Origin of the sequence: Paenibacillus sp. FSL H7-0357 (assembly GCF_000758525.1) — a bacterium.
Taxonomy (GTDB): domain Bacteria; phylum Bacillota; class Bacilli; order Paenibacillales; family Paenibacillaceae; genus Paenibacillus_AQ.
Genome location: NZ_CP009241.1, coordinates 3,991,180 through 4,009,587, shown reverse-complemented (window position 1 = coordinate 4,009,587; position 18,408 = coordinate 3,991,180). Strand labels below are relative to the sequence as shown.

The 18,408-nt window shown below is 47.9% G+C and carries 17 protein-coding genes; 4 read left to right on the top strand and 13 right to left on the bottom strand.

Translation table 11 applies throughout. The annotated features are described in order from the left end of the window. Positions 1-1,353 (bottom strand): sodium-dependent transporter, encoded by a 1,353-nt coding sequence (locus tag H70357_RS17445; RefSeq protein WP_038592046.1) that lies wholly within the window; start codon positions 1,351-1,353, stop codon positions 1-3. A gap of 205 nt (positions 1,354-1,558) precedes the next feature. Between H70357_RS17445 and H70357_RS17440 the strand changes: the two genes are divergently transcribed. Together H70357_RS17440 and H70357_RS17435 are read left to right on the top strand one after the other, a co-directional pair. After that, on the top strand, positions 1,559-2,761 hold the full coding sequence (locus H70357_RS17440; protein ID WP_038592043.1) for an MFS transporter: 1,203 nt from the start codon (positions 1,559-1,561) through the stop codon (positions 2,759-2,761). Next, on the top strand, positions 2,754-3,392 hold the full coding sequence (locus H70357_RS17435) for a TetR/AcrR family transcriptional regulator (RefSeq protein WP_038592040.1): 639 nt from the start codon (positions 2,754-2,756) through the stop codon (positions 3,390-3,392). The genes H70357_RS17440 and H70357_RS17435 overlap by 8 nt, the downstream gene beginning before the upstream one ends. Positions 3,393-3,443: 51 nt before the next feature. Here the strand turns inward: H70357_RS17435 and bshB2 are convergent, their stop codons facing one another. The 3 genes from bshB2 to H70357_RS17420 are packed head-to-tail and all read right to left on the bottom strand — an operon-like array spanning position 3,444 to position 4,826. Further along, positions 3,444-4,127 carry a bacillithiol biosynthesis deacetylase BshB2 gene (bshB2, locus tag H70357_RS17430; RefSeq protein ID WP_038599801.1) on the bottom strand — a complete coding sequence of 228 codons (684 nt, stop codon included), beginning with the start codon at positions 4,125-4,127 and terminating at the stop codon, positions 3,444-3,446. Positions 4,128-4,150: 23 nt separating this feature from the next. Then, positions 4,151-4,495: a YojF family protein gene (locus tag H70357_RS17425; RefSeq protein WP_038592037.1), complete on the bottom strand. Its 345-nt coding sequence runs from the start codon at positions 4,493-4,495 to the stop codon at positions 4,151-4,153. A gap of 22 nt (positions 4,496-4,517) precedes the next feature. Next, complete coding sequence (locus tag H70357_RS17420) at positions 4,518-4,826, bottom strand: hypothetical protein (RefSeq protein WP_038592034.1); 309 nt, start codon at positions 4,824-4,826, stop codon at positions 4,518-4,520. Between the two features lie 160 nt (positions 4,827-4,986). On the opposite strand from H70357_RS17420, the gene H70357_RS17415 reads away from it, so the two are divergent. Further along, a complete protein-coding gene (locus H70357_RS17415) occupies positions 4,987-5,508 on the top strand; it encodes an RNA polymerase sigma factor (RefSeq protein ID WP_038592031.1) in 522 nt (173 codons plus the stop codon). Continuing rightward, a complete protein-coding gene (locus H70357_RS35900; RefSeq protein ID WP_038592029.1) occupies positions 5,492-7,105 on the top strand; it encodes a DUF4179 domain-containing protein in 1,614 nt (537 codons plus the stop codon). Before H70357_RS17415 ends, H70357_RS35900 begins: the two co-directional genes overlap by 17 nt. A gap of 69 nt (positions 7,106-7,174) precedes the next feature. Here the strand turns inward: H70357_RS35900 and H70357_RS17405 are convergent, their stop codons facing one another. The 9 genes from H70357_RS17405 to H70357_RS17365 all read right to left on the bottom strand — a co-directional run bounded on the left by H70357_RS17405 (position 7,175) and on the right by H70357_RS17365 (position 18,368). After that, a complete protein-coding gene (locus tag H70357_RS17405; RefSeq protein WP_038592026.1) occupies positions 7,175-7,627 on the bottom strand; it encodes a MarR family winged helix-turn-helix transcriptional regulator in 453 nt (150 codons plus the stop codon). 383 nt (positions 7,628-8,010) lie between these two features. Then, positions 8,011-9,081, bottom strand: coding sequence for a glycoside hydrolase family 76 protein (locus H70357_RS36315; RefSeq protein WP_038592023.1), 1,071 nt, complete (start codon positions 9,079-9,081; stop codon positions 8,011-8,013). A gap of 24 nt (positions 9,082-9,105) precedes the next feature. After that, on the bottom strand, positions 9,106-10,170 hold the full coding sequence (locus H70357_RS36310; RefSeq protein WP_038592020.1) for a glycoside hydrolase family 76 protein: 1,065 nt from the start codon (positions 10,168-10,170) through the stop codon (positions 9,106-9,108). A 42-nt stretch (positions 10,171-10,212) separates the two neighbouring features. Further along, entirely contained in the window at positions 10,213-11,100 is an 888-nt protein-coding gene (locus H70357_RS17390) for a carbohydrate ABC transporter permease (protein ID WP_038592017.1), read from the bottom strand. Between the two features lie 35 nt (positions 11,101-11,135). Further along, entirely contained in the window at positions 11,136-12,023 is an 888-nt protein-coding gene (locus H70357_RS17385) for a carbohydrate ABC transporter permease (RefSeq protein ID WP_038592014.1), read from the bottom strand. 70 nt (positions 12,024-12,093) lie between these two features. Next, positions 12,094-13,404, bottom strand: a complete 1,311-nt coding sequence (locus H70357_RS17380) for an ABC transporter substrate-binding protein (RefSeq protein WP_038592011.1) — start codon at positions 13,402-13,404, stop codon at positions 12,094-12,096. Between the two features lie 48 nt (positions 13,405-13,452). Beyond that, complete coding sequence (locus tag H70357_RS17375; RefSeq protein WP_052092087.1) at positions 13,453-14,790, bottom strand: glycoside hydrolase family 125 protein; 1,338 nt, start codon at positions 14,788-14,790, stop codon at positions 13,453-13,455. A gap of 125 nt (positions 14,791-14,915) precedes the next feature. Then, positions 14,916-16,076 (bottom strand): GntR family transcriptional regulator, encoded by a 1,161-nt coding sequence (locus H70357_RS17370; RefSeq protein WP_038592008.1) that lies wholly within the window; start codon positions 16,074-16,076, stop codon positions 14,916-14,918. A gap of 201 nt (positions 16,077-16,277) precedes the next feature. After that, positions 16,278-18,368 (bottom strand): beta-galactosidase, encoded by a 2,091-nt coding sequence (locus H70357_RS17365; RefSeq protein WP_063848047.1) that lies wholly within the window; start codon positions 18,366-18,368, stop codon positions 16,278-16,280. Positions 18,369-18,408: the final 40 nt, after the last annotated feature.

Genomic DNA, 18,408 nt, shown 5'->3' with positions numbered 1-18,408 from the left:
TTAGAATTTAAGGATTCCCGAGGTATGCAGCAACACCAGGAATACCAGAATAGGTGCAATATACCGGAGCATGAATAACCAGATGCGGAACCAGCGCGCCTGTAGTCCAGCCGCTTCTGCTGCCCCCTTCCAGAAATAACCGGCAAAAATGGTGATCAGCAGACCGCCAAGCGGCAGCATAATGTTGGAGGTAATGAAATCCATCCAGTCGAACAGGGCTTTGCCGCCAAACGTAAGTTCAGGGAACATTCCCAGCGACATTGCTGAAGGAATACCGAGCAGAAAACAGACCAGAGACAATACCCAAACCGAACGTTGACGGCTCCAGTTCCAGCGTTCCATCGCGAAGGATACAGGCACTTCAAGCAGGGATACAGCTGAGGTCAAGGCGGCAATCGCCAGCAGGATGAAGAACAGACCGCCGAAGAACGAACCTAACGGCATAGCCGAGAAAGCCGCCGGCAGAGCGATGAATATCAGCGAAGGTCCTTGGTCAGGCGCAATGCCAAACGAGAACGTAGTCGGGAAAATAATCAATCCGGCGATAAACGCATAGATCAAATCTCCGGCTCCTATCGCAAGTGTAGCGGTGCCAAGCGACTGATTTTTATCCACATATGAACCGTAAGTCAAAAGAATCCCCATTCCGAGTGATAACGAGAAGAAGGCATGTCCCAAGGCGACCAGTGCGGATTCTGCCGTCAGTACCGAGAAGTCCGGTTTGAGGAAGAAGGAAACCCCTTTATCTGCACCCGGCAAGGTTAGCGCACGAATCATCAACACAATAAGGAGTACAACCAGGCCGGGAATCAATACTTTATTAAATTTCTCAATCCCGCCCGATACCCCCAGGATAACTACTCCCGCAGTAATCAGGATGGCTACACCCTGCCAGACAATCGGCAAGTACCCTGAGATAAATGAACCAAATTCACCTGCATAATCAGTCGTGCTGAACAGTTGTCCATTGAAGGCAATCATTGCATAGTGCAGCGTCCAACCTGCAACAATAATATAAAAGGAGAGGATTAGAAAAGGCGCAATCACTTGCAGTATTCCAGCTGCCTTCCACCCTTTCCCGCCTCCGGCACGGATGAACGACGTTGCCGCGCTTCCGCGGCCACTGCGTCCGATGGCGAGTTCGGCCAATAGAACAGGCAAGCCGATCAGCACCAGACAGACGATGAAGAGCAGGAAGAAAGCCGCTCCGCCATTTTCTCCTGTAATATAAGGAAATTTCCACATATTTCCCAGACCCACCGAGCTGCCGATGGCCGCGAAAATAAAGCCGCTGGAGGAGAAACGTTCCTTTTTCTCCGATAGCAGGCTTTTTTCACCTTTAAACTGATTCATTTCATAACGCCCCATTTTCTATTTTTTAAGAACTCATTATAGCTTAAGTACCCATCGGAGTCATATGGTAATTTCTAATTTCTCAACTATTGATTCAAGTTAAAAGAGTTGCATTTATCATTTACAATGTTCTCTCTTTCAATTAGAATGATTTACATTGTGTTAATATTTACTTAGTGTAAATCATTCGCGGGAGGGCTTTGATATGAGCAGCTTACCTAAGTCTGCCAGATTTCCACTTTTCATTCTAATGCTGAATCTGTTTATCGCTTTATTGGGACAAGGTATGGTCATCCCCATTCTTCCTGAATACTTAAAACAATTTAATGCCTCAGGGGCTGCAGCCGGGTATCTTATTGCTGCTTTTGGAGCCGCACAGTTTATTTTTTCACCTATAGGCGGGCAGCTTTCGGATCAGTGGGGAAGAAAATCAATGATCATATCCGGTCTGTTTTTAACGGTCATTTCGGATCTGCTGTTTGCTGTATCTGCGACATTGCCGCTTCTGTATATTGCCCGATTTATCGGGGGAATAGGTATTGGATTAATGGTTCCTTCCAATATGGCCTATGTCGCTGATATTACCACTCAGGAAACCCGCGCTAAAGGAATGGGATTATTGGGGGCTTCCATGAATTTGGGTATGGTACTTGGTCCAGGGTTAGGGGGGATTATCGCTGAATTCGGCATACGTGTCCCCTATTTTTTTGCGGGTGGGCTTGGACTTGCCGCTACGCTGCTTAGTATATTTATGCCAGAGACACTTCCCAAGGAAAGACGGAAATCCGTTAGTAAACGGGTACGCCGGGAGCCCCTTCACAACCTGATCCTAAATTCATTCCGGACTTCGTATTTCCGCTATCTCCTACTCATTCTGATCATGACATTTGGTTTGATGAATTATGAAACGGTGTATGCCTTATTTGTGGAACAAAAGTACGGTTTTGATGCCGCTAAAATCTCAATTATCATTACAGTAGGCGCAGTTATAGGCATCATTGTGCAGATCTGGCTGCTTGATTATCTTATTAAGCGACTAGGCGAGATGAAACTTATACGTCTATCTTTGGTGATCACGGCAATAAGTTTGCTCTTAATGATCATCAAGTTTAATTTAGGTTATCTGATCGTGGTATCTGCCCTGTTTTTTGCCTTTAATGCATTCTTAAGACCAACGGTAAGTACGCTGATTGCTAACTCAGCTGGTGATCGGCAAGGATATGCTGCCGGATTAAATACAACGTATACCAGCATAGGAAATATACTTGGGCCGATTTTAGCGGGGCAGTTGTTTGACAAACACATGAATATACCCTATATTTTTGGTGCACTTATCCTTACATCTGCTCTTTTCTTAACCTTGCGAAAGCCAAAAAATGATAAAGAACGGGTTGCTGCCTATGACTGAGAACTGGCATCAGAATTTGAGAAACAAAAACCGGGAAGAACTAATTGCTGCGGCTAAGGAACTTTTTATGAAGCAAAGCTTTCTCAAAGTTAATATTAAAGATGTATGCCTCGTGGCCGGTGTAAGCCGGGTTACATTCTATAAGCATTTTCAATCCATGGACGAACTGATCTTTGAGGTTCAGATGGAAATCCTCCAGAGTATGACCCAATTTGTTGGAGGAGCAGCTTCAGCCGAAATGAATGGTAAGCAGATGCTTACTTCGATGCTGGAGGCTTGGATTGATTATGCTTCGCAACATCCAGAGTACATCAAGTTTATTCTTCTCTTCGACCTGCATTATGAAGCCTATGACTCAAGTGATGAACTCAAAGAGCAGTACAATAATTTTGTGAACCGGGAAAAAGAACGCCATTTCCTATTGGATGCTCTGGACATTGGATTTAAAGATGGATCGTTAAAGTCAGATACTGAGCCTTTGAAGACCGCTCATTTTATCTTCATGTCTATGATGGGTTTACTTCAGAAAATGAGCTTGATTCCCAAGAACGATTGGAGCAGCGAACTTCAGGATAAACAAATGGCTAACCGGTTTGTTGGCATGTTGGTTCAGCATTTAAGTGGAAAATGACAAATCCCCCTGCCTAAAGGCAGGGGGATTTGTCCATAAACTGTTCCTCTATCATAGAGATGAATCGAACCGGTAGGTCCAGAACTGTTCTGTGCCGAACCGTTCGCGGATTTCTTCATCACTCAGCTCCCGGTTCCCGACGAGTTCCGCCGCTTGGAATTGCGAACGGTGCGCTGTAATCGAAGCCATTTTCTTAACAAGGAATGCTGTTACGTCTACGGTCACATCTGCTTTCCCGATTACCATCTCGTGATTGCTGGCGAAGGCGCTGCAGTACACAAGCGGCCGTTCTGCCGCGGGGAGCCGGCTGATGGTTCGGATGACGGCGGCCCCGGTGGCATCATGATCGGGATGCACACTGTACCCTGGATAGAAGGTGATGACCAGCGACGGGGTCAATTCCTGGAGCAGTGACAGGATGCGGGAGTCCAGCAGCTGCTGGTCTTCGAACTCAATCATTTTATCATGGAAGCCGAGCATCCTTAAGTCTTGAATGCCAATCGCATGGCAAGACGCTGTCAGTTCCTCCTTGCGGATTGCTGGCAAGCTGACACGGCTCGCGAACGGCGGGATGCCCATATTGCGGCCCATCTCCCCTAGTGTCAGACAAGCATACGTGACTTGAGCGCCGCCTTCTATGTACATAGCCAATGTCCCTGATGCAACGAATGCTTCGTCATCGGGATGGGGAAATACCACTAAGATGCGCTCATGTTTGGCTTGTTTAGTATTCATGGCTGCTTGATCCTCCGCTTTCATTAGAACTTTTCCCGGCTTAATTGCAATGACACAATTAGCTTTCCTTGACTGTCGTGCCCAGCCATGATTAGACGTTCATGCTCATTCTCATCAACATGCGTAAGGCCCTCTGCATAGATCCAGCCGTTTGCTGTCTTTAATCCGACCCGGTAAGGACCTGTGCCGGAGATGGAGCCGTGCGTATATGAGACGGCCGCATTGGTGATGAACGCCGAAGCCGTTGGCCGGCTGCTATCCAAATGACTGGCATAGGCGCCTGTCGTGAGTTCAAGGTGCAGGTAAAGTTCCTGACCGGTGAGGCGGTCGATCACAGTTTGGATGTCTTGAGGATGTATCGGTAGCATAATGGCCTCCTTGATTGGTGTTTTACCCTTCAACTATATCAGCTTGCAGTTCCGTTGCAATTTCAATCATTTTGGGAACTACAGCTTCGTTGGAAATAGCTACATACAAATCACCCATGTAAAGCCGGAAAGGAATTTCCACATCCCCCTGCTTCCACATAAAAAAGTCTCCATCAATGGACATGTTGCTTTCCGGGCCTTTTACGGTAAAAACCTGTGAGTATGCAAAGTCGGGCTTAGCTGCAAAGTAATCTTTGCATTCATCCAAAGAGATGGATGGCTCCGCATTGTTTTCCTGCATTGATCTTGTGATACGAAAACGCTGATTCATTAATATGCCTCCATAATTTTTTTGAAATCTGTAGCTTCTACAAAACAATATTCTCTCATTCTCGGAGTCTACTGTCAAAACTATAGTGTACATAAAATGAACGATGGCTAGCCTCTATCTGTCTTATTGATGAGAACAACAAAAAAGGGGGTGCAGCAGAATGACTGACCGGGAAATCTTCGAGCTGTATAAAGAAGATGTTTATTATTTTTGCTACTATTTGATGAAAAACCAGGCTGATGCTGAGGATATTAGCCAAGAGGTATTTGTCAAAGTGATTTTGGCAGATAGATCAAAGGTAAGAAACCTGAAATCGTGGATTTTGCGAATTGCTTCGAATGAGTGTAACAGCCTGATCAGAAGGCGTAAAACAGGAGTGATGAAAGAATTACGTAATTATTTACTATCCAGGTCTCAGGATTCCAACCCTGTCGAAGAGCATTTAAATCGCCGGGAAACAAAAAAAGAAATTCAAGGCTTATATAGTAAGCTTCCCGACAAAATCAGAATGGTAGTAGTCCTTCGTTTTATTAACGAATTAACTGTACCCGAGATCTCTAAAGTGATGGACATACCCGAAGGAACTGCAAAATCCAGACTAAATAAGGGGCTCAAGCTGTTAAAGGGCAAAATGGTTGGAACTCAACTAAAGGAGATGAGCAGCAATGAATCAGTATATTGAAAAGGATAAGAACATTCCTCTGCCGGATTATGATTTAATGTGGACAGCCATAGAAAAAGAAGCATATCAACGCCAAATAAATCTGCAGCCTTCGCAGAATATTCCTAGACATCGTGCGAAGGTTGTTCCCATCAGTATCGTTTTCTCATGTATCTTGCTTGTCGCCATTCCTGTATACGCTAGTGTGACGATCAATTGGGATAAAATTGGCGGCCGTAGTGTGACCAATGCATTAAAAAACGGTATCGGCCAGCAGTATGATCTCCAAGCTTCCAGTTCTGGAGTTACAATGAACTTGAACGGTGTGGTGACGGATGGAGAAAAAATGAAAATGCTCATATCTTTGGATACTAAAACAGACCTAAGCCAATATATTGGAATTGCTACAGAGAAAAATACCATGACAAGTGAATCCGGTAGCGAGGCAAAAGTATACGGCAATTTAGAATACGACCCGGAAAGCAAGAAACTCCTTGGTGTATACGAAACCCCTGATACATTAAAGGATGATAAAAAAGACTACAAATTTGAAGCGCAAAATCTTATTTTTCTCCGTAATAGGGATATTCCCTTAGAATCTAACCCTCAAGCCGGAGATACGATTGTTACCGGATCTACACAGTATCCAACCCTCCATATTGAATCCGTTCGACAAGCTTCAAATCAAACCATTATCCGCTATAGAGTCGCTGCTTCACCAGCTGACTTGGGACGCGGCACCCCGCAACTGGTAATTAATGCTGGTGGTCAAGTGAAAGAAGCAGTTCCTACCATCATGCCTAGCGAAGGTTCGGATTTGTTTATTGAACAGGTATTCGATATGACTGAACCCGATTGGAAGGATGCCAGTCTTCATTTTAGTTACATTGAAGAAGCAAAACGGATTTCGGGCAGTTGGAAGTTTGATTTTAAAGCAGATGGAAAAAAGGCAAGTGAAGCTATGTACACTAAGAAATTGTACACCAGTCCTGAAGTCCAAAAAAAGACAGGCATAACGTTTGATCAGCTGGTGATTACCCCTTTAGTTATCCAGATCCTAATCAATGAAGAAGAGTCGCTTAAAAAAGGAATTGTCCACTACAAAACTGCTCAGCTGGTTATAGGGGATAAAACAATCGCCGGGGATCGGGTTTTAAAAGGAGATCATCCCGAAAGCTATCAGCATTTATTTGAATTTGAATCTTCGGAGTGGTATAAGGACTGGTCTGATGTTCCAATGAAACTTAAATTAAAAGATGCTGTCATTGAAAAACGGGATACCTCTAAGAATTGGATCACGCTAAATAAACCTAAGAAAGAAAAGCAGTTCGCCAAACTTAATGTGGATGGATTTGATATTCAATTCACGTATTATATTGAGGGCGGAAATTTGATGGTCGAGTCCCATTCCAAATCCCCTGGCTTCAAGGGTGTTAACCAAACTACGGTACGGATTAATGGCAAAGAAATAGTACCTGAAATTACACCTAAGGGTATGGTATCTACAGGGGTTAATATCGATAGCTACAAAGGTATTCCCTTTGATGACAAGATTGAACTGAACCCTGGTATCTATAAATACAGCGATCCAAGCCGGAACGAAGAAGTTAAACTCTAACTGAATTCAATAATAAACCAGCGGCAGTCTTGGATTGGAAAATAAAATCCTAGACTGCCGCTTCTGATATCAGTACTCCCTTTTATTCCCCTTCTTTACGAATTCCCACTCGACCTCAACATTTTTTCTGACTCTTAGTAGAAGACGAAACAATGTTTCTTGTTCTTTTTCAGAAAATCCTGCTAACGCAACCGAATCGGTATGATCCCCTTCTCTCTTTAGAAAAGAGTACGCTTGCTTACCTTTTTCAGTTGTAAATAGCCTTTTAATTTTTCTGTTCGTTTCATCGTCTTTCTTTTCAATAAAGCCTTGGATTTCAAGCTTTTGAATCGCACGTGCTGCTGTTGTTCGGTCCACCTTTATCATTTCCGACAGCTTTTCTTGAATAATTCCCGGATTCTCATATATTCGAACCAGATATAAATACTGCCCTTTTGTAAGATCTAATTCCTTGAACTCTATATTACTTATAGAATCTAATGCCCTCGCAATCATTCCCACTTCACGAAGTATCTCCTTCATTCAATCACCTGCCAGTCCAATATTGTTGTATTTACAACAATATTTATTTTATATATACTTATAATTGTCGTTAGTTCATTATGACGTTCTTTATATAAAAAATAAACACAGAATGAAGCGGGCAAGAATGAATCTCAAAAGAACAGAAAGCCATGGACCGGTTGCTACACCGTGCATCAGCCAACTCTGCTAACTGAGTACAAGAGCTGAATACTATAGTCCGTTTACGGATTACATTGAAGACCCCCATAGTGTTTTTATGACGAAAGAATAGAAGCCTGCAAATTAAACAGCACTTCTCCCATTAGGAATGGAGACGTGCTGTTTGCAATTCTCAGTATGGTTAGATTAGAAATGTATCTAGATAAGCTGAAATCCCCTGCTCACTCGTTCCGCTGATTTTCCAAAGCGGCTGCACCTTCAAGCAGCATCAATCCACTCAGCTGCACGCTGAGCTGAACCGGAAGTAAAGGCTTATGCTCCCAAGAAGGGCCGCAGAGTCCCAGCTCGTGGTCCAGTCCTTTCGTCCATAAAGCATGGGCATTCGCCAGAATAACTTTACGGATAGACAGTGTTCCAGGAAACTGCTTCTCCAGCTGAACCCAGTAGCGGATCAGAATTCCTTTGAACAATCCGGTGTCGTCAACGCCTTCATCAGGCAGCATGAATGTAACCGGGTGGCACAATCGGCGTATGCTTGTGTCGGCTGTCCGCAGAGCATCGTCTGCATATTGCTGCTCTCCTATAACACGGTACAGTTCAAGCGCCGCTCCAAGAAACACTCCCTGGCAGTAAGTGAATTCCCAGTCATAATCAATCTGGCCGTCTCCCAGCCTGTTGATTCCGTCCCATACAAAGCCTGAGCCGGGATCCACCAGATGGGCTTTGTTCCATTCGTAAATACGGACCGCCCATTCCAGATCCTCCGGATCCCGGAATAATCCGTACAAACGGGCAGCCAGAATGGCGGCGGGCGCATTAGCCGGGGTGTTCTTATAATCCAGCTGATCCTTCTTCCAGGCCATTCCTCCCCCGAAATGGCTGTTCCACGCGGTTTGAATATCAGACCACAGCTCCAGCACAGCATTCTTGTATTCTTCTTCCCCGGTAGCCTGGTACGCCCGCAGCAGCGCAAGTGCCGTCCACTCCATATCATCATAATAATTATGGGAAAAGGTACCGCCATTATAAGCACGCAGACAACGGCTGAATTCGCGGATACGCAGGGGAGCTGCGGGATCTCCCGTACGTTCATAAGCATCGACAAGCACATCCATCACATGGGCCTGCCACCAATAATAGAAGTTGTCGTCCGGACGGATATGCGCTTTGGGAAACCACTGATTCATAATACCGGTCTCTTCATTGTAATAATGCTGCTGAAGGCAGCGCTGGAACCAGTCCGCACGTGCCTTCCAATCAGCCTGTGCTGAAGCTTCAGCAAAAATGTCCATAGGATCATCCCCATCTGGCGTTAATTATTCACCGATAATAGTGCCAAGCTCAGCCATCCGCTCCAGCAGCTTTATGCCGCTGAGCTGGGAGCTTAGCTGTACAATGCCGCCGGGCGGGTGGCACCAGTCCGTTCCAAACAACGCACTTTCCGCCGCCTTCCCTCTCTCCCAAAGCAGTTCCGCATTTCTTTCAAGAAAGGATGCAGCTTCTCTGGCCTCAGGATCGGACTTTACAAGTTCGGCTGTATAGCGGACCAGTATGCCCTTGAACAGACCGCCATCTCCGCCTCCTTCATCCGGCAACACCCTGAGCTGCGGACCGGTTAGCTCTTCAACGGCTGCGGCGAAGGTCTGCCGGGCATCTTCAAGGTAGCCGGCTTGATCCGTAATCCGGTACAGTTCAATTACGGCGCCTATATACACTCCTTGATTGTAGGTGTATTTCCAGTCTTTATCGATTGTGCCATCCCCCTCACGGTTCAGCCCATCCCAGACAAAACCGGTCTCCGGGTCGACGAGATGTTTCTTTTGCCAGCTTAGAATCCGTTCTGCCCATTCTAGATCCTGCGGATCACCGAAGGCCTGATACAGCCGGGCAGCCAGGATGGCGGCAGGCGCGTTGGCCGGGGTGTTTTTATAATCAAGCTGCGATTTCTGCCAGGCGATGCCGCCGCCCATATGATCGTTCCAGCCCGTCTTGATGTCCTGCCACAGAATTAATGAGGTCTGCTTGTAGCTCTCCTTCCCCGTTGCCTGATACGCACGTAGCCATGATAGTGCCATCCATTCCATATCATCATAGAGCTCATTTGGCCAACTTCCGCCATTGCGGCGGAGAAGACCTTCATGCAGCGAGGCGAGACGTTCTTCGTACCGTCTGTTTCTTGTCCGCAGCAGACCGTCCACCAGTGTATCCACGGCATGGGCCATCCACCAATAGTGAAATATAGTGTTGCATTCTCCATTCGGGCAAGGCGTCTCAATGTTGTACATGCCCATGTCTTCGTTCCAGAAATAATGATCCAGCGCTTCCTGCGCCTTGTCCGCCCGTTCCTCCCACAGTCGTGGCTCAATTTTCAATTGCTTCATAAGGCTCTCTCTCCTCAAATCTGATCTGGTTTCAGTAGCTGCTTACCCTTTAATACCGCTGAACGCAATGCCCTGTACAAAATAACGCTGCAGGGCCAAAAAGAGCACCAATATCGGCAGAATCGCGACCAGAGCACCGGCCATCATCGGCCCGTAATCGGTCTGAAAGTTATAGGAAAAGGCCTGCAGCCCCATTTGAATGGTCGCTTTATCCGGATCATTTAAGACGATCATCGGCCAAAGGAAACTGTTCCACCCTGCCTGAAAGGTAAAGATGCTTAAGGTAGCCAGTGCAGGTTTGGTGAGCGGCAGATAAATGCGCCAAAAGATCTTAAATTCACCGCAGCCCTCAATCCGGGCCATTTCCAGCATGTCGCTGGGCAGGGTGAGGAAAAATTGCCGCATGAAGAACACCGCGAACGTCCCGGATGCGCCCGGCAGAATAATGCCCCAGAAGGAGTTCATCAGTCCGTTGCCGCCACTGCCGAAAAGATCATTGCCTCCGGCGAATGGAATATGGCGCATCACATAAACGGTCGGAATCATGGTTACGATGCCGGGGATCATCATCGCAGCCAGGAGCACCCGGAAAACCGGCTTATTGAGCCTGAATTTCAGCTTCGCAAAAGCGTAGCCGCTGAGTGAGCCAAAGAATAAATTGGCCAGTACACCGGATACGGCAAGAACAAGCGAATTCCAGAAAAATAAAGCAAATGGCACGGTCGAGAATGCTTTGCGGTAATGATCAAAGGTCAAATGCTTCGGAAACCATTGGATCGGCATCGCAAAGATCTCCTCATCCGGTTTCAGGGACGTTAGTACGCTCCAATAGAATGGCAGGAACATGGCAACAGCAATAACGATACATACGATATAATAAATGGATTTGTTAATGCCCCGCTTCAGGGCGGAGCCGCCGGTAACACCCATAGCTGTAAGCCTCCTTTTTTCCTGGGCAGCCCTGTTTAAATGACTGACTCTTCCGCTTTGGATATCCGCATATTGATCAGTGAAAAGACCAGGATGGCCATCGCCAGCACAAATGCCTGCGCAGAAGCATAGCCCATTTGCAGCTGGTTAAAGCCTTGCTGGTAGATCAGATAGACCGGTGTCTTCGTGACATTGGCCGGCCCTCCCTGCGTCAGAACAAAAGCCTGGTCAAACAGCTGCAGTGCACCGATGATGGCCATGGTACTGACCAGGAAAGTTGTCGGCCGTAACTGCGGCCAAGTGATATACCGGAAGCAATCCATTTTGTTGGCACCATCCAGCCGGGCCGATTCATACAGATAATCCGGAACGCCTTGCAGACCTGCCAGATAAATAATCATATTAGAGCCGACGGACTGCCAGAGTGTCAGCAGGACTATTGAGAGCATGGCCGTTCTTGTCTCGGACAGCCAGGCCGGACCTGTAATCCCAACGTAGGAGAGCAAACCGTTAATCAGCCCAAATTCCGGGTGCAGCAGCCAGATCCATACCGTTGCTGCCGCGACAGCTGAAGTCAGCGTAGGCAGATAATAAAAGGTGCGGAACAGCTTCACCCCGCGCCACGCCCGGCTGAGCAGCAGTCCCAATAGCAGTGAAATTAGAATATTGAGCGGCACAAAAATCAGCGAATACAGAAACACATTGCGGAAGGTTTTCCACAGCAGATCATCATGAGCCAGCCGCCGGTAGTTATCAAGCCCGATCCAGTCATTTCGGCTAAGCACATCATAATTGGTAAAGCTGAGATATAAGGCCATTACTACTGGAATAATTGTAAAGACCACGAACAGCAGCACTGTAGGCGTGATGAACAAATAAGCAGTCCGCGCCTGATGTCTTTCCACTTTTCTCATGGAAGCCATACTCCCCCCTTCATTATGCGGCAAGGTTCCATAGCAGCAGGGAGGCACCGTCTCCCTGCTGCTACAACTGTCACTTCACAACTTCGTTATCCTTAAGCATTTGGTCTCCCTGCTCCTGAGACTTCTTAAGTGTGTCCTCAATACTCAGTTTGTTCTGCTGGTTAAGCTGAAGATTCGGCGCCAAGGCGTCCGTCTCCATCACGGAATAGCCGGGATGTGACGGGCGGACCTTAGCAAATTCCAGGGTTTCCATAAAAGGTTTCCACAGCGGATCATCCTTGAAGAACGGGTCCTCCATCGAAGGCTTGAAGCCAGGCAGGTTCAAGCTGGTCTTAGCCCACAGCAGAGCGTTGTCTTTGTTAGCCGTCCACCATTTGATAAATTCCCAGGCCTCATCGTGATGCTTGGAGCCCTCAGGAATAACCAGGCCGAAGCCGCCCATCACACTGCCTTTGTCACCGTTAGGGCCTGCTGGCGGAGGAACAACGCCGTATTCCAGGTCTTTACCGTATTTATTGTAAGTGCTGAGCATCCATGGGCCTGAATAGAGCATAGCGACTTTTCCGGTAACAAAGGCATCCTGGCCTTCTCCGAGCCCCAGCTCAAAGCCCACTTTGTACACTTTATCTTTGTTCATCATCCGGTCCCAGAATTCGAGCACCTGCTTACCCTGCTTATTGTTGAAGTTGGTCTTCCCGTCTTCGGTCAGCATGGTGCCGCCCGCCTGCTGGAGATACATGTTGAACAATCCCAGGTCTGCCATGGAGAAGCCTGCTACTTCAAGCTTGTCTCCGTTCCATTTCGTCAGCTTCGCAGCCGCCGCTTCAAGCTCATCCCAAGTCGTCGGCGGCTGAAGCCCGGCTTCGGCCAGCAGCTTCTTATTGTAGAATAGTGCACGAGCGTCTACTGTAAGCGGCAGACCGTATAATTTATTGTCGTAAGAAAGTTCGTTCAGCGATTCGCTGTAAAAATCATCTTTGGAGATCCCATCACGTGTTAAATAGTCATCCACCGGATGCAGCACATTTTTGGGCGCATAAAGTGAAGTCCGCCAGCGGTCCCAGAAAAGTACGTCAGGAGCACCGCCGTTCGTGGCTGCAGTAAGAAATTTAGTGATCATATCCTGCTGCAGCACGTATTTCACGTGAATTTTATCCTGCGATTTGTTAAAAGCATCGACCATCGTTTCGAACTGCTTCTGGCCTTCTCCGCCCCAGTCCCCCCAGAAAGTAAGCTCTGTCTTCTTTGCACTCTTGCCGCCTTGCTCTGTTCCGCTTTTCCCTTCATTGGCATCCCCGGAATTGCCAGAATTACCGCCACACCCGGCGGCCAGACCAGAGACCGTCACCAGAGTAAGTGCTGTAATCAACCATTTCTTCATTGTTTTCATCCCCCTCAGACTATTTGGTATGTCATTGTTGCCGTTCATTTAGCTGCGCTTTACTTCGATTCCGCAGCGCATGAGCACCAGCTCGCAAAACATCATATTGGCCCAAGAGAACCATGGACGGGTGTACGCGCCGGGATCATCTGCATGAAAAGCTTCATGCATATACCCGGTACCGTCATCACACTGCGCCAGCCGGTCAAGAATGGATTGCTGTTCCTCAGTATTTCCTGAAGTCATTCCTTGTACCGCTAAGGCGATTGGCCAGATATAACGGTTTGGGGTATGGGGGCTGCCAATGCCTGCTGCGGCTATGCCTGAATAGAAATAGGGATTACTCTTGCTCAATATGAAGCTGCGGGTATTCATATATACAGGATCATCAACTGGAGAGTAGCCGAGATAAGGAATGGAGAGCAGGCTGGGAACATTGGCATCATCCATCAAATTCACACTACCAAGTCCATCTGTCTCATAGGCATACACAGTCCCAAACTCAGGGTGGTCCACAGTACCGTGTTGCCGGATACCTCCTTCAATCTGCTCCAGCAGGTGTTGCGCGGAAGCTGCAAGCTCAGAGCTGTTCAGCACCTCAGCGGCAATTTCACACACATACCGGAGAACAACAACAGCGAACATATTGGCCGGGATGAGATAGCCATATTCGCAGGCATCGTCGCTTGGTCGAAACCCGGACCAGGTCATTCCTGTATAGGCCGTTAGGCTGCCTTTGCCTTCACGGACCAACGTATCCGTGGGTGCTCCATGTAGGCGTTGAAACGTATAGAGGGAATCGCGCTCATGGTTCTGTTCGGTGGTCCACAGTTCAATAATCCGCCGGACCCCTTTTTCAAAAGCAGCATCAAATTGGCTGGTCCGTCCGGTATTCTTCCACAGTAAATAGCTGAGCTGGATCGGATAACATAAGGAATCTACTTCGTATTTCCTCTCCCAGATCCAGGGGTTCATTGCCGTGAGATCATCCTGATGCCCCCGTCCATCCGCCTCTTGATTAAAAGCGTTTGCATAAGGATCAATCTCGATAAAAGCAAATTGCTGCTTAATCAATCCTTCGATCATGTCTGCTATTTCCTCATCTTCAGCAGCAAGGATCAGAAAAGGCCTGACCTGTGCGGCAGAATCCCTCAGCCACATGGCAGGAATATCACCAGTAATGATAAAGGTCTTTCCGTCTTTATTACGTTTTATTGTTGTATTCCAGGTGTTCGATAAACATTGTTCGAACATGTCCGCCAGTTTTGGGCGGTCCTGCAATATTGTCCGAACCTGTGCAGCCAGCCGTTGTATGGATTGGGGTAGTTCATTTGAAGAGTACAGTTGAAATAACCTCCCTTTTGTATTTTTATTAAGCGCTTTCATTAAATAGTATATTGGTATACAAATAATATGTCAATCAATATTTTAGACTTAATGATATATCATTTCAAGAATCTGGATATAAAAAAACCCATCCGATTGAATGGGTTCGTCGCTATCTGTTGCCGTTACTTTCGAACTGCCGGTCCGGTCGAGCTGCCGGGGATCAGCTTCGCCTCCAGCATTACCTTATTCGGTACAGAATGCCCATTCATAATTGTCAGCACATTCTCTACCGCAAGCCGACCCATCTCTTCTTCATTCTGGCGCATATGGGTGAAGGCATAACCTCCTCCAAGTTGTGTCGGCGGACTGTCGAAGCAAATAATGGAGATATCCTCGGGGATGCGCAGTCCCAGGCGTTCCACCGCTGTCTTAGCGAGCAAGGCAATATTGTACTCGATGGCAAACAGCGCGGTTATGTCAGGGTGGCTCTTCAGATGGGATTCCAGGCGCGCGAGATCATGTTCAATATTATCCGGGTTAAAAAACTTCGGCAATGTCGAGGTTAAGTCACTGACCCACAGCTCCTTATCCACCATGATTCCCCGCTGGGCATGTGCCTGTATGAAGCCTTCAATCCGGTCCTCGACGGCAGTGGTATCAACCGGCGGAGGCGAAAGAAACGATATATGGGTATGTCCCAAATCAAACAAATACTCTGTGGCTTCAAGCGCTGCCTGAAGATTATCCGTGCTGATCGATGCGGCGGCTACCCCCTTTAAATGTCTGTCCACCAGCACCAGGGGGAAACGGCCAATGACCAGCTTGAGGATTTCCGCGTTGAAATATTCGCCCTGCGCCGGGAAGATAATCAGCCCATCCACACCCAGGTTGAGCAGCTTCTGGATGGATTGTTCTTCATTCTCGGGAATACCGAAGGTTCTCCGCAAGACCAGAAAGCAGTCATTATCGCGTGAAGCCTGCTCCATACCATAAATCAGCCCCGTACCGTAGCTGTTGCCAAAATCGGTGATGATCAGCCCGATGGTCTTCTCTTCTACATTGATTGCAGGGATTCCGGTACTTGTTCCGGGAGGCAGCTCTTGAAGTTCAGCGACCGGATCGGCCACAAACGAACCCCTGCCCGGCTTACGGACGATCAAATGCTCGGCGGCCAGCAGCTCAAGCGCTTTTTTACTGGTAATACGGCTTACATTATAGCTATCAGCCAGTTCTTTCTCGGAAGGAACACGCTCTCCAAGCTTATAGGCTTGAGTCAATATGCTCTCCTTCACTTCATCAAAGATCTTCTCATACATCGGCTTAGAAGACGTCGGTTCGTTCATGACCTTCACTATCTCCTGACTCTTATTATTCATGATTTACATAATAATATATCATGATATATTATGATTGTCGATGTATACCTAGTCTTTCTGTCTTCATTATAGATCTGACTGCAAAAAAACCTAACTGACGGACGCAGAATAGCTGTGTCCGTCAGTTAGGTAGATTTTATGAACTGCCGCTGATGTAGTTCAAGTTAATCAGGTGATCTCAAGAAACAATGCACAGTCAAAAGGCTGAAGCAGGATGGGATTGGATTCATGCCATTCCTTGGAGGATTCAGACTTCAATTTCGGGTTGCAACGCTTGTTCATTCCACTTACTTCCGAAACCAGACTCCATCCCTTTGGAACATCCAATTCGCATACCGTCCGGTTATGATTCATGACAAAGAAATAAGTACCGTCCTTTCCCCGTCTCCGGGTAATCTCGACGCCTTCCGGTGCGGCTGCGATTCCACAGACCCCAGCGTCGCCAATCATCTCCATGACCAGCTTTTCCATCGTCTCCGGTCCCAATTCCGTGCCGGCATAATAGGCTCGTCCCCTGCCGTATGCATGGCGGGTAACCGCCGGTGTTCCGGCATAAAAATCTCTGGTGTATACAGCTAGTACCTCTGCGCCTTCCACTGTGATCACATCGCACCACAGCTCCGCTTCCTCTTCAGACTTCCTGCCTTCATCTTCCGTTTGGGCTACCCTGGAAATCCCCTCATCATTCAGCCATCTCACACTTTGCCCGAATTGGCGCAGACAGTCATAATCGTAGATGCTTAGACCCAGCAGCTGTGAATATTGTCCCGGCAGCGTCAGTGAAATAACGGCATTATTCCGGTCCTTGACTGCGGTCCGCATATCGAGCAGGACATGCCCGCCCGCTTCTGTATATTCATATAGTCTTCGGCATAGCTCTGAATCGGTGACGAACAGGAGCGGAAAAATCAGCACTTTATACTTCGAGAAATCGTCATTTTCGGAAATCAGATCTACAGGGATATTGTGATCAAATAATGCTTTATAATAACGGTGCAGATGTGCGACGTAGTTCAGGTCGGGATGATGCGGCTGGATTTGCAGCGCCCATTCCTGGTCGTAGCTGAACACAATCCCAACCTCGGCTTCGGGAAGTCCCCCGCGGAAAGCCTCCATATGAGGAGCCAGTTCAGCTATGCTGTCGCGGATTTCCTCGTATCGGCGACCCGGAATACGGCTGTGGGGCAGAATGCCGTGCCAGTACTGCTCGCTGCCGAACAGGCAGGTATCCCACCGGAAATAGACGATGGTATCCGCACCATGGGCAACGGATTGAAAGGTCCAGAGCCGCATCTGCCCCGGCCGGGGCGTTGAGCCGAGAATTTCCGTCCCTGTCGGTCCGGCGAGCTGCTCCATCACCCAGAACGGCTTCCCTTTGGTTCCCCTCATAAGATCGAGCGCCATGCCGAGGTGGGAGGGCGAGCTGCGCTTGATCCGCTCCTCCAGAAACAGCATCGGGTATTGATCGTGGGAGATGAAATCCAGATCCTTCGCCAGCTCGAAATAATCAGTCTTGTCAAAGAAGCCCATAAAGTTATGCGTAATAAGATGGCCGGGACATACCTCCCGCAGTATATCCGCCTGCCACTTTTGGAACTCGACGACCAGACTGGAGCAGAATCGTTTCCAATCTAGCAGAAGCGATGGATTATGGCTGTTAGGTGTAGCAAGTGGAACGGGAATCTGCGAGAAAGAGGTATAGGTCTGGCTCCAGAACACCGTTCCCCACGCCTGGTTCAGGCCTTCGATCGTCCCATGCCGTTCCTCCAGCCATCGGTGGAACCTTGCCCGGCAGTGATTGCAATAGCACAAATTACGGTGACTGTTACCCAGCTCATTGTCAATTTGCCAGCCGACAACATAGGGGTTGTCCCGGTAGCGCAGAGCCATGGTCCGCACAAATTCTTTAATATGCTTCCGGTAGTGTGGATGCGACTGGCAGTCATGATGCCGGCCGCCAAAGCCTACCCTCTGTCCCTCCGCATTCAGGGGATACAGATCTGGATGAAGCTCCATAATCCACACCGGCGGAGCCGCCGTCGGCGTGCCCAGCATGGTTGTAATCCCCTGCTCTCCCAGCAGTTCAATGGCTTCGTCCAGCCAGCCGAAATCATAGATGCCGGGACTCGGCTCCATCTTCGCCCATGAGAACTCCGCCATCCGCACAACCTCGATGCCCATCTCCTTCATCATTTCTGCATCCCGCTGCCACAAGTCGGGCGGACAATGCTCGGGATAATAATCAACACCAAATTTCATGGCTTGCGTAACTCCTTCCCATTCACGAGGTAATGTCCAG